The following is an 11,329-nucleotide window of genomic DNA, read 5'->3' as shown; positions in this document are numbered from 1 at the left end:
TGGATCATCGAGGTCGTCGACGGCCTGGCCGCCAACGGCGAGGACAACAACGGCGCGGTCGAAGCCAAGGTCAAGGCAGAGGTCGAGGCCCTCTGTAAACGATTCCCCATCTACCCGGACCTCTGAGGCCGCCCTTCCACCCTCGAAGCCCGGTTGCGGCGGATCACGATATCATCGTGATCCGCCTTTTTTTCGGCGCCACTCTTGCTTGATGCGCCAAAAGAGAAAGGCCGCTGCGAAACGCAGCGGCCTTTCGGATCTGGGGCGAGGGGGGACGCCTCAGATGTCGAGCGTGTGCTCGCGCTCCCAGCGGCTGAAGTGGGTCACGAAGGAATTCCACTCCTGCATCTTCATCTTGATGTAGGAAGACGAGAAATCCGCGCCCATCATCTTCTTCAGCTCCTTGTCCTTGTCATACTCACGGATCGCGTCGAGCATGTTCAGGGGCAGCTTGGGCGCGCCACGGACCTTGTGGCCTTCGGCGTACATGTCGATGTCGTGGCGCTTGCCGGGGTCGGCCTTGGTGTGGATCCCCGACAGTCCCGCGGCGATGATCACCGCTTGCAGCAGGTAGGGGTTCACGGCGCCGTCGGGCAGGCGCAGTTCGAACCGGCCGGGGCCGGGAACACGCACCATGTGCGTGCGGTTGTTACCGGTCCAGGTCACGGTGTTGGGCGCCCAGGTGGCCCCGGACATGGTGCGCGGCGCGTTGATGCGCTTGTAGCTGTTGACGGTCGGGTTGGTGATCGCCGCCAGCGCGCTGGCATGCTTCATGATGCCGCCGAGGAAGTGCTTGCCGCGCTCCGACAGGCCGACCTCGCCGGTTTGGCCTTCGCCGTCGCCAGCAAAGACGTTGACCTTGGCCGCGTCACCGGGGGCATCCCAGACCGAAACATGCGCGTGGCAGCCATTGCCGGTCAGGCCCTCTATGGGCTTGGGCATGAAGGTCGCGCGGTAACCGTGCTTTTCGGCGACGGATTTGACCATGAACTTGAAGAAGGAGTGCTGGTCGGCGGTCTTGAGGACGTCGCCGAATTCCCAGTTCATCTCGAACTGGCCATTGGCGTCCTCGTGGTCGGTCTGGTAGGGCTTCCAGCCGAGGTCCAGCATGTAGTCGCCAACCTCGCGCACCACGTCGTAGCGGCGCATCACCGCCTGCTGGTCGTAGCAGGGCTTGGCGGCGGTATCGAAGGGGTCCGAGATTTCGTCGCCTTCCGGCGTCAGCAGGAAGAATTCGGCTTCGATACCGGTCTTGACGTGCAGGCCTTCTTCGGCGGCTTCGGCGATCAGGCGCTTCAGCACGTTCCGCGGAGCCTGCTCAACGGGTTTGCCTTCCATCACGCAGTCGGCGGCGACCCAGGCGACGTCGGTCTGCCAGGGCAGCTGGATGACAGAAGACGGATCCGGAACCGCCAGCATGTCGGGGTGGGCCGGGGTCAGGTCCAGCCAGGTCGCGAAGCCGGCGAAACCTGCGCCGTCTTCCTGCATGTCGGCAATGGCCGCCGCAGGCACCAGCTTGGCCCGTTGTCCACCGAAGAGGTCGGTGAAGGAGATCATGAAATACTTGACGCCGCGTTCAGCGGCGTAGGTGGCGAGGTCGATCTTTGCGTCCGGCGCGGCCTGATCTTTTGCCATTTTTGTCATCCTCTCTGTCCTATCGTTTCGCGATGGGCGTCATCGTGTTTGCGCACCATCTTGTGAAGCGGCGCAGCCTCTTACAAGAGGCCGCGCCGTGTTGTTTCAGAAGCCGGGTTTGCCGGGGTACCATTCGGTGCCGGCGAGTGGGACGCGGGCCATTGCCGCCGCTTCCATCGTCAGCGCGCACAGGTCCTCGGGTTCGAGGTTGTGCAGGTTGTTGTGGCCACAGGCGCGGGCGATGGTCTGCGCCTCCAGCGTCATGACGCTGAGATAGTTGCGCAGGTGCCGCCCGGCTTCGATCGGGTCCAGACGCTTTTGCAGCTCGGCGTCCTGGGTGGTGATCCCGGCCGGGTCCTGGCCTTCGTGCCAGTCGTCGTAGGCGCCAGCGGTGCTGCCCAGCTTCTGGTACTCGGATTCCCAGCGCGGGTCGTTGTCGCCCAGGGCGATCAGCGCGGCGGTGCCGATGGCGACCGCGTCGGCGCCAAGGGCCATGGCCTTGGCCACGTCGGCACCGGTGCGGATGCCGCCGGACACCACCAGCTGAACCTCGCGGTGGACGCCCAGGTCCTGCAGGGCCTGAACCGCGGGGCGGATGCAGGCCAGCGTCGGCAGGCCGACATGTTCGATGAACACGTCCTGGGTGGCGGCGGTGCCGCCCTGCATGCCGTCCAGAACCACCACGTCTGCCCCGGCCTTCACCGCCAGCGCGGTGTCATAGTAGGGGCGGGTGCCGCCGACCTTGACATAGATCGGTTTTTCCCAGGCCGTGATCTCGCGCAGTTCGAGGATCTTGATCTCCAGATCGTCCGGGCCGGTCCAGTCCGGGTGACGGCAAGCCGAGCGCTGGTCGATGCCCTTGGGCAGGTTACGCATCTCGGCCACGCGGTCGCTGATCTTCTGACCCAGCAGCATGCCGCCGCCGCCGGGCTTGGCGCCCTGGCCGACCACGACCTCGATCGCATCCGCCTTGCGCAGGTCGTCGGGGTTCATCCCGTAGCGCGAAGGCAGGTACTGATAGACCAGCTTGGTGGAGTGACCGCGTTCTTCCGGGGTCATGCCGCCGTCACCGGTGGTCGTCGAGGTGCCCGCCGCCGAAGCGCCGCGGCCCAGGGCCTCTTTCGCGGGACCCGAGAGGGCGCCGAAGGACATGCCCGCGATGGTGATCGGGATATCCAGTTCGATCGGCTTCTTGGCGAAACGTGTGCCCAGCGTCACTTTGGTGTCGCATTTCTCGCGGTAGCCTTCGAGCGGGTAACGCGAGACCGAGGCGCCGAGGAACAGCAGGTCATCGAAATGCGGGACCCGGCGCTTGGCGCCGCCGCCGCGGATGTCGTAGATGCCGGTTGCCGCCGCGCGGCGGATCTCGGCGTTGATCGGGTTCGAGAAGGTCGCCGACTGGATGGGCATCGTCCGAGGGGGCGTCTTGTCCTTGATGTCTTTCACGCTCATGTCTCCCTCAATACGCGTTGTCGATTTTGAAGTTGTACAGCTGGCGAGCCGAACCGTACCGCTTGAACTCTTCGGGTTTGGCATCGCTGCCCGCGCGGTCCAGCAGGTCGCGCAGGATCTCGATGTGTTCGGGGCGCATCTCTTTCTCGATGCAGTCCGCGCCCAGCGATTTCACCGAGCCGCGCACGAAGAGGCGCGCCTCGTAGATAGAGTCGCCCAGGGCATCGCCCGCGTCACCGCAGACCACCAGGTTGCCGGACTGGGCCATGAAGGCGGACATATGGCCGACGTTGCCGTGCACCACGATGTTGATCCCCTTCATGGAGATCCCGCAGCGCGAGCTTGCGTTGCCCTTGATGACCAGCAGGCCGCCGTGGCCGGTGGCACCGGCGTACTGGCTGGCGTCGCCTTCGACGACTACGGTGCCGGACATCATGTTCTCGGCGACGCCGGGGCCGGCGGAGCCGTGCACATGCACGGTCGCCTGCTTGTTCATGCCGGCGGTGTAGTAGCCGGTCGATCCCTTGACGCTGACCTCGATCGGGGCGTCGAGGCCGACAGCCACGGCGTGGCTTCCGCGCGGGTTCACGATTTCCCAGCTGGTCTGGTTGGTGTCATTCGCCTGTGCATGCAGCGCGGCGTTCAGCTCGCGCAGGCCATTGGCTTGAAGATCGTAAGTCTGCATCATGCCGCCTTCTTGCTAGGGGTGGGGGCCTGGTCGTGGGTCCAGAAGTAAACGGTCGCGGGTTCGGGTTCCCAGACGCGGGCGGTTTCGATGCCCGGCAGGTTCACCAGCGCGCGATACTCCGAGCCGAAGGCCACGTATTGATCGGTTTCCGCCATGACGGCGGGCTTGCAGGCAATCGGGTCACGGACGACGCCGAAGCCGTCCTTGGTGCCGACGACGAAGTTGAAGAAACCGTCGAGGTCCTCCAGCGAGGCCTCGAGCGCTTCGCCCAGGGTCGCGCCGTTCTGCATCTTCCAGGTCAGGTAGGCCGCGCCGACCTCGGTGTCGTTCTTGGTCTCGATGTGGATGCCCTCGCGCTGCAGCTTGCGGCGCAGCGAGTTGTGGTTCGAGAGCGAGCCATTGTGCACCAGGCACTGGTCCAAGCCGGTGTTGAACGGGTGCGCGCCCAGCGTCGTCACCGCGGATTCAGTCGCCATGCGGGTGTGGCCGATGCCGTGGGTGCCCGACATCTTGGCGATGTCGAAACGGGCCGCCACGTCCTTGGGCAGGCCGACTTCCTTGTAGATTTCCAGCGTGTCGCCAAAGGACATCGCGCGGACGTCCGGCGCAACCTCGCGCAGCGCGGTGCGGGCCTCTTCGGCCTTGCCGGCGGGGACGCGCAGCACCGCGTGGGTGTCGTTGCGGGTCAGGGTGACCGGGCCGCCGAGGGCTGCGGCCATCTTGTCCGCCAGGCCGTCAAAGGCCGTGTCCGGGTCTTCGGCCTGGACGGTCAGTTTCGAGGCCGAGGTATCTTCGGCGCCGTAGATCGCGATGCCGGCGCTGTCAGGGCCGCGGTCGGTCATGGTGATCAGCATATCGGTGAGCAAGGCACCCAGCTGGGGCTCTAGCGCCTTGTCCTTCAGGAACAGTCCGACAATTCCGCACATTCTGGTGTCGCTCCACTTTCTTGATTCTACCCGGTTCGGGCTGACCGGTTCAGGCTAGCACCGGAAAAGCGCTGCCGCAACTATGATGAAAAAAATATTCCTGAGAGGCAAGGGTGGGTGCATGACCCACCCTTGCCGGTCCAGGGCTCAGTACCGTTCGACGCTTTGCTGGACCTTCTCATGGTCCAATGCGCGTTTCTTGGCACGTTCCAGGTGCTCGTTTTCCCGCACGAACTGAATGCGGTGCCAACCCAGCCAGAAGATCACGCCAATCGCGACCATCAGGACTTCGTACCCCTGGAAGGGGTAGATCGGGCCGACATCGGCCAGGTCTACGGCCCAGCTTTCGTAACCAATCGAGGACATAGCGGACGCTCCTTATTCTGCGGGGGTGAGTTTGGTGGCCAGATGCGCCTTGTCGGCCTCGATGATGGCCTCCTTGGCTTCTTCGTAGGCATGGTGTTCGGCGTAATCGAGACCTTCAAGCTCGACCTCTTCGGGGATCCGCAACACGCCCATCGCTGCCTGAATTTTGGACACGGCAAAGGCGGGCAGGAACCCAAGGCCAAAGAACATGATCAATGCACCGATGAACTGGCCCAGAGGATTGACCGTCGCATAGCCTTCATAAGGCGACGACGGCGCCCCCCAGAGGACAAAGCCCGCGATGATCAGGCCGACGAACCCGGCATATCCATGCACCGCGACCGCGCCTACGGCGTCGTCCAGCTTGAACCGGCGTTCGACCCAGAAGTGCAGGCGGTAGACGATGACCACGCCGACGGCGGCGATCAGCATGGCCTGCACCGGATGGTAAAGGTCATTGCCCGCAGACGCGGTGATGACCCCGGCAAGGCCGCCCGAGAAGGTCCAGAAGGCATCGCCCTTGGACACGACATAGGCCGCCATCAGGCCGCCCGAGAGCGACATCAGGAAGTTGAAGGTGATCCCGGACAGGGATGTCGGGGCCAGGTAGATGTTGGTGGCTGTCCAGGTGGTGCCGGTGATCTGGCCGCCGATGCCTTCAGGAGAGATCACGGGCACGTTGCAGGCCGCGTAGAAACCCCAGAAGCCGGTGTAGATCAGGAAGATGCCGATGGTCAGCATCCAGGGGTTGTGCGGCGGGATATCCCGCGGCGTGCCGTCCTTGGCGAATTTGCCGATGCGCGGGCCGAGAACCGCGATCACGCCGAGAGCGTAGCCGCCCGCGATCGCGTGAATCACCCCGGATGCATAGGCATCGTGATAGCCGAGGTATTTCACCATCCAGCCGCCATAATGCCAGCCCCAGGCGGCATCGATGATCCACCAGACAGAGCCGATCAGCACCGCATGCACCCAAAGCGCGGAAGAGCGGATGCGTTCGATCACGGCCCCCGACACGATCGAGGCCGCGGTCCAGGAGAACAGCAGGAAGGCCGCCCAGAACACGCCGGTGATTCGGTCAGCGGCGTTCGGGCCCATCGTTTCCGCCCAGGGCAGGTTGCCAGAGCCCATCTCGTGGTCGAGCCCGCCGAAGAAGGGGAACATCGGGAAAGCCCAGTAGATCCACCATCCGAAGAAGAAGAACGTGACTGTGACCAGCGGGATCACCATGACGTTTTTCATGAGCGTATGCATGTGGTTGCGCCGACGGCTGGCGCCGACCTCATACATGCAGAACCCGACGTGAATCAGGAACATGAAGACCACGGTCACCCAGTAGTAAAACTCGGTGAACACCGTGGTCAGGGCGTTCAGGTTGCCATCCATTATGTATCTCCCTGTGTGTTGGATTTTGATTTTCGTGCAATTTATTTCACCAATAGGAAGGGAAAATCATTCATCATGTCAAATTTATTTCACTCGCAGGGTGGATTTGTGGCAATCTTTCCCTATGGTCGATCTGACCGTCATGCTTGTGATGCGTTTCCCGTCAGGAAAATAATCTTAACGCAGGTATTGATTTTTCTCGACGGATCGGTCTCAATATCTCCAAACCTCAGAGTCAGGGAGACAAGGAATGGCGATCATCTACAGGACGTCGGCGCTGGCTCAGCGCCATGCGGAAATCGGCGGTGAACTGGAAGACTGGAACGGCATGGGAACCGCCTGGTTCTATGACCACACCGACGAACGCGCCAAGGCCGACTACGAGGCAGTGCGCACCAAGGCCGGCCTGATGGACGTGTCCGGCCTCAAGAAGATTCACCTCAGCGGTCCCCATGCGGCGGCCGTGATCGACCGCGCCACCACCCGCAACGTGGACAAGCTGATGCCGGGCCGCGCGGTCTATGCGGCGATGCTGGACGACCGTGGCCTGTTCATCGACGACTGCGTGATCTACCGCGTCTCGGTCAACTACTGGCTGCTGGTGCACGGCACCGGGGCTGGCCACGAAAGCCTGGCCATGGCCGCCTACGGCAAGAACGTCTCGATGATCTTCGACGACGATTTGCACGACATGTCGCTGCAGGGGCCGGTGGCCGTGGACTTTCTGGAAAAGCACGTCGCGGGCATCCGTGACCTGGCCTATTTCGGCATCATCCAGACCAAACTGTTCGGCAAGCCCGTCATGATTTCGCGCACCGGCTATACCGGCGAACGCGGCTACGAGATCTTCTGCGAAGGGCGCCACGCGATCGAACTTTGGGATGCTATCCTCGAAGACGGCAAAGACATGGGCATCCGCCCGGTCCAGTTCTCGACCCTCGACCTGCTGCGGACCGAAAGCTACCTGCTGTTCTACCCGGGCGACAACTCGGAAACCTATCCCTTTGCCGATGGCAGCGCCTGCGGCGACTCGCTGTGGGAACTGGGACTGGAGTTCACGGTCTCTCCCGGCAAGAAGGGCTTTCGCGGCGCCGAAAACCACTATGCGCTGGAAGGCAAGGAGCGGTTCAAGATCTACGGTGTCCGCCTGGAAGGCACCACTGCCGCAGACGAGGGCGCGGAACTGCTCAAGGACGGCAAGCCGGTGGGCGTCGTGACCTACGGCATGCGGTCGGACCTGTTCGATCACACCGTCGGGATCGCGCGGATGCCGGTCGACTGTGCGGTCCCCGGGACCAAGATGACGGTGCGCAACGCGGATGGCACCGAAATCCCCTGTGTCGCAGAAGAAATGCCCTTCTACGACAAGGACAAGAAGATCCGCACCGCCAAGGGCTGACGCCCGGCCATGCAGAAGGCGCGACCCCCGGGACGCGCCTTTTTGCCACCAAGAATCCCAAGGGAGACACGGCAGCATGTCGAAATTCCAATTCCCCGAAAGTATCAGGAGCCGGCCGGTCTATGGCACGCTCGAACCTCGGCCGGGTAAGGCGCATCTGATGATCGCGGATGCGGAGGGCGCCGAGGCGTTGCTGGACCTCGCGGCGCAGGACGCGGCGATCTTTCGCGCGGCTCATATCATCTATATTCCCAAGGACACCGGCGACACCTATGTCGACCGGCTGAAGGCGCTGGAACCGGCGCAGTTCTATGTCGGCCCGACCTACGAGGCCTCTGTCCAGCGCATCCGACGGGTGTTGTCGGACGCTCACATGGGTCTGCAGGTTTACCTGGCCGGGACAGAAGGGTTGATGGGCCAGGCCCAGAACGAGGCGATGACCGCGGGCATCCCGCATTCCGCGATCCAGACCGAACACCGCGGCTCTGTCGCGCGCCGGATGCAATGCGTGCACTGCAAGGGCATCACCGAGGACGTGATGACCGATCCCTTTGTCTGTTCGCATTGCGGGCTGAACCTGTTCGTGCGCGATCACTACTCGCGCCGGCTGGCCGCCTTCCAGGGTGTCTGCGTGGACGCCGAGGATCCCGGAAACGTGCCCGAACCCGTGGAGCTATACAAATGAGTGCTGCCCCCCAGAAAGCCAAGGCAGGCGCCGAAAAGATCGAGGTCGAGGTCAGCGCCATTGTCCCCCTGAACGATCTGGTCACCCGGTTCGAATTCACGCGCCGTGACGGTTTGCCCTTTCCGCCGTTCTCGGCGGGCGCGCATACCGTGGTCGAGATGAACGACGACGGTCGCACGCGTCTCAACCCCTATTCGCTGATGTCCGATCCGGCGGATTCGACCAAATACGCCATCTCCGTCCGGCGGGATGACGAGGGCCGTGGCGGCTCGCTGTTCATGCACCGCAAGGTCAAGGTCGGCGACACCATGACGATCACCTATCCGGTGAACCTGTTTCCGCTGGACCTGCGCGGACGCAAGCATGTCTTCCTTGCCGGCGGTATCGGCATCACGCCCTTCATGGCGATGATCGCGTACCTGGAACGGATGGGCGGCGCCTGGGAGCTGCACTATGCTTGCCGCAGCGAGGCCCTGGGCACCTATGTGGATGAGCTGACCTCGCGCCATCCGAACAAGGTGCACGTCTACTACGACGACAAGAAGCAGGCCATCGCGCTGGAGGATCTGCTGGACGGTCAACCGCTGGGCACGCATGTCTACGTCTGCGGTCCGCAGGGCATGATCCAATGGGTGCACAAGACCGCCGCCGCGCATGGCTGGCCGGACGAGAACGTGCATTCCGAGGAGTTCCTGGCCCCGCAGCCCGGCAAACCCTTCGAGGTACGCCTGTGCAAGTCCGACATCACCATCCAGGTGGGCGAACACGAAAGCCTGCTGGAGGCGATCGAACGCTGCGGCGTCGAGGCGCCCTTCCTGTGCCGTGGCGGTGCCTGCGGTCAGTGCGAGACCGATGTCGTCGAGGCCGATGGCGAGTTCATCCACCGCGATCACTGGCTGGATGACGACGACCACGCCAGCGGTAAGAAGATCATGCCCTGCGTCAGCCGCTTTGTCGGCAAGACGCTGGTTCTGGACCGATAGGGAAAGCGACCATGACGATTCAATTCAACGAAGAGACCTTCCGCGACGATTATTCGTTCCGGAATTCGGACTGGGCCATCAAGCGCTTTCCGTTCCCGTTCCACGAAGACAGCTACATGTACTCGGTGAACATGGAGCAGCACCGGGGCGGGCCGGAGGGGTCGGTATACGAAAAGCGCTTCGACGTGGACGAGCATTATGTCTCGGAAATGCGGGACCGCGCCATCGTGCTGGCCGACGATCCGCTGCGGTGCCAGTCGCTGCCGCATATGACGCTGGCCGGCTGGGACACGCTGGAACTGATCATGGTGTCCAAGTCCGAGGACTATCCCGACCTGTTCGAGCTGCATCGCGACGGCGACCGCTGGCGCTGGATCAACAAGCCGATGGGGATCGACCACACCTTCACCTTCCTCGATGAGACGACGCTGCCCTGCGGGCCGCTGGAATACATCACGCGTCAGGCGCAGGGCGATTATGCGGTCCTCGATCAGCGCAACGACATGCTCTACATGGACGCGGGCATGATCACGACCCAGGCGGACTGGAGTCTGGATTTCGACATCGGCATGGATTTCTTCGAGTGGCACGCTCCCGTGCCGCTGGCGCATGAGATGGGGATCTTCAAGCGGGCGCTGAAATTCCTGCTCAACGTCCAGCAGGGCGCCCCGGCGCGGCGGTTGAACTGGACCATGACGGTCAATCCGCTGCTGGATACCTCGCCCGAAAACTATCACAAGTGGGGTGTGCAGAAATCGACCCTGACGCCCCAGAACATCGGGTCGAAACAGCATCTGCGGGTCGAGCTGCAGACCTTTTACCGGCTGCCGCGCTCCAACGCGCTGCTGTTCCCGATCCGGTGCTACCTGATCGCCTTCCAGGACATTGTCACCATTCCGAAATGGGGCCGCCGCCTGCACCGTGTGATCCGCGACCTGCCGGAAGAACTGGCGACCTACAAGGGGTTCATCGACAACCGCCCGATGATGCTGGACTATCTCAGCCAGTATGACGACGGCTTGCCGACCTCGCCCGGTGTCTGGCCGGACCTCGATACCGAGCCGCCGCTGCAGAAGTGACAGGACCAAACGGAAAAGCCCCCGCAATGCGGGGGCTTTTTGCGTCACCGGAGCCGGTGATCAGGTCTTTTGCGGATAGCAGATGATCGAAAGGTAGCGCGCGGGCAGTTCGGTCAGCACTTCCGGCCCATGAGGCGCGTCAGCGTCAAAGAACAGCGTATCGCCCGGTTCCAGCGGGTAATGCTGGTTGCCATGCAGGTAGCCCAGCTTGCCTTCGAGCATGTAGATCATCTCGATCCCGTCATGCTGAAAGGTCTTGAAAGTGTCGGCCTCGGTGTTCAGCGTGATGAGATACGGCTCGACGATCACGCCGCTGGAGTTCGACCCGATATGGCCCAGAAGGTTGTACTGATGGCCCGCGCGGGTGCCGGCGCGCTCGATTTCCAGGCCTTTGCCGGCCTTGGTGTGCACGGCTTCGCGGCGTTCCTCGTAACCCTTGAAAAAGGCAGTCAGCGGGACCGAAAGGGCATTGGCCAGAGTCTGCAAGGTGGTCAGGGAAGGCGAGGTGTTGCCGTTCTCGATCTTGGACAGCATCCCGATGGACAGGTCCGTCAGCCTGGACAGTTCGGCAACGGTGATGCCCTGTTGTTTACGATAGGCACGGACTTCGCGACCGATGGCGACTTCCAATACCTTCTCACGTTCCTCGCGCAGGCTGTGCGGATCCTGGATGAGTTTGGTCATGGGTTTCGACGACTCTAGATTCATGCGATCTCTCTGGATTTGGCCT

At 62.8% G+C, this 11,329-nt stretch carries 11 protein-coding genes; 4 read left to right on the top strand and 7 right to left on the bottom strand.

The genetic code is table 11. The annotated features are described in order from the left end of the window. Window positions 1-279: 279 nt before the first annotated feature. The 6 genes from glnT to KZZ07_RS14955 form a co-directional block, all read right to left on the bottom strand. Complete coding sequence (glnT, locus tag KZZ07_RS14980; protein WP_219515295.1) at window positions 280-1,635, bottom strand: type III glutamate--ammonia ligase; 1,356 nt, start codon at window positions 1,633-1,635, stop codon at window positions 280-282. Window positions 1,636-1,740: 105 nt separating this feature from the next. Continuing rightward, entirely contained in the window at window positions 1,741-3,087 is a 1,347-nt protein-coding gene (locus KZZ07_RS14975; protein WP_219515292.1) for an FMN-binding glutamate synthase family protein, read from the bottom strand. Between the two features lie 7 nt (window positions 3,088-3,094). Next, window positions 3,095-3,772: a GltB/FmdC/FwdC-like GXGXG domain-containing protein gene (locus KZZ07_RS14970; RefSeq protein ID WP_219515306.1), complete on the bottom strand. Its 678-nt coding sequence runs from the start codon at window positions 3,770-3,772 to the stop codon at window positions 3,095-3,097. Beyond that, window positions 3,772-4,701, bottom strand: coding sequence for a class II glutamine amidotransferase (locus KZZ07_RS14965; protein WP_219515290.1), 930 nt, complete (start codon window positions 4,699-4,701; stop codon window positions 3,772-3,774). Before KZZ07_RS14965 ends, KZZ07_RS14970 begins: the two co-directional genes overlap by 1 nt. A gap of 147 nt (window positions 4,702-4,848) precedes the next feature. Then, window positions 4,849-5,067, bottom strand: coding sequence for a hypothetical protein (locus KZZ07_RS14960; protein WP_219515288.1), 219 nt, complete (start codon window positions 5,065-5,067; stop codon window positions 4,849-4,851). A 12-nt stretch (window positions 5,068-5,079) separates the two neighbouring features. Continuing rightward, window positions 5,080-6,453 (bottom strand): ammonium transporter, encoded by a 1,374-nt coding sequence (locus KZZ07_RS14955; protein WP_219515286.1) that lies wholly within the window; start codon window positions 6,451-6,453, stop codon window positions 5,080-5,082. A gap of 250 nt (window positions 6,454-6,703) precedes the next feature. Here KZZ07_RS14955 and KZZ07_RS14950 point away from each other — a divergent pair, with 250 nt between their 5' ends. The 4 genes from KZZ07_RS14950 (at window position 6,704) to dmmC (ending at window position 10,599) form a co-directional block, all read left to right on the top strand. After that, window positions 6,704-7,852 (top strand): aminomethyl transferase family protein, encoded by a 1,149-nt coding sequence (locus KZZ07_RS14950; RefSeq protein ID WP_219515284.1) that lies wholly within the window; start codon window positions 6,704-6,706, stop codon window positions 7,850-7,852. Window positions 7,853-7,928: 76 nt separating this feature from the next. Next, complete coding sequence (gene dmmA, locus KZZ07_RS14945; protein WP_219515282.1) at window positions 7,929-8,537, top strand: dimethylamine monooxygenase subunit DmmA; 609 nt, start codon at window positions 7,929-7,931, stop codon at window positions 8,535-8,537. After that, window positions 8,534-9,520, top strand: coding sequence for a PDR/VanB family oxidoreductase (locus tag KZZ07_RS14940; RefSeq protein WP_219515280.1), 987 nt, complete (start codon window positions 8,534-8,536; stop codon window positions 9,518-9,520). Before dmmA ends, KZZ07_RS14940 begins: the two co-directional genes overlap by 4 nt. A gap of 11 nt (window positions 9,521-9,531) precedes the next feature. Continuing rightward, window positions 9,532-10,599 (top strand): dimethylamine monooxygenase subunit DmmC, encoded by a 1,068-nt coding sequence (dmmC, locus tag KZZ07_RS14935; RefSeq protein WP_219515278.1) that lies wholly within the window; start codon window positions 9,532-9,534, stop codon window positions 10,597-10,599. A gap of 60 nt (window positions 10,600-10,659) precedes the next feature. On the opposite strand, the gene KZZ07_RS14930 is transcribed toward dmmC, so the two are convergent. Then, entirely contained in the window at window positions 10,660-11,283 is a 624-nt protein-coding gene (locus tag KZZ07_RS14930; protein ID WP_370631179.1) for a helix-turn-helix domain-containing protein, read from the bottom strand. Window positions 11,284-11,329: the final 46 nt, after the last annotated feature.

The organism is Mameliella sp. CS4 (assembly GCF_019392335.1).
Classification (GTDB): Bacteria; Pseudomonadota; Alphaproteobacteria; order Rhodobacterales; family Rhodobacteraceae; genus Antarctobacter.
Note: the sequence above shows the minus strand (reverse complement) of the source record. Positions and strands in the feature narration are given on the sequence as shown.

Bases quoted from the DNA above. Each gene is read 5' to 3' on its own strand.
- glnT (WP_219515295.1), bottom strand. From the start codon at position 1,635: ATGGCAAAAGATCAGGCCGCGCCGGACGCAAAGATCGACCTCGCCACC.
- KZZ07_RS14975 (WP_219515292.1), bottom strand. From the start codon at position 3,087: ATGAGCGTGAAAGACATCAAGGACAAGACGCCCCCTCGGACGATGCCC.
- KZZ07_RS14965 (WP_219515290.1), bottom strand. From the start codon at position 4,701: ATGTGCGGAATTGTCGGACTGTTCCTGAAGGACAAGGCGCTAGAGCCC.
- KZZ07_RS14960 (WP_219515288.1), bottom strand. From the start codon at position 5,067: ATGTCCTCGATTGGTTACGAAAGCTGGGCCGTAGACCTGGCCGATGTC.
- KZZ07_RS14940 (WP_219515280.1), top strand. From the start codon at position 8,534: ATGAGTGCTGCCCCCCAGAAAGCCAAGGCAGGCGCCGAAAAGATCGAG.
- dmmC (WP_219515278.1), top strand. From the start codon at position 9,532: ATGACGATTCAATTCAACGAAGAGACCTTCCGCGACGATTATTCGTTC.
- KZZ07_RS14970 (WP_219515306.1), bottom strand. From the start codon at position 3,772: ATGCAGACTTACGATCTTCAAGCCAATGGCCTGCGCGAGCTGAACGCC.
- KZZ07_RS14950 (WP_219515284.1), top strand. From the start codon at position 6,704: ATGGCGATCATCTACAGGACGTCGGCGCTGGCTCAGCGCCATGCGGAA.
- dmmA (WP_219515282.1), top strand. From the start codon at position 7,929: ATGTCGAAATTCCAATTCCCCGAAAGTATCAGGAGCCGGCCGGTCTAT.
- KZZ07_RS14930 (WP_370631179.1), bottom strand. From the start codon at position 11,283: ATGACCAAACTCATCCAGGATCCGCACAGCCTGCGCGAGGAACGTGAG.
- KZZ07_RS14955 (WP_219515286.1), bottom strand. From the start codon at position 6,453: ATGGATGGCAACCTGAACGCCCTGACCACGGTGTTCACCGAGTTTTAC.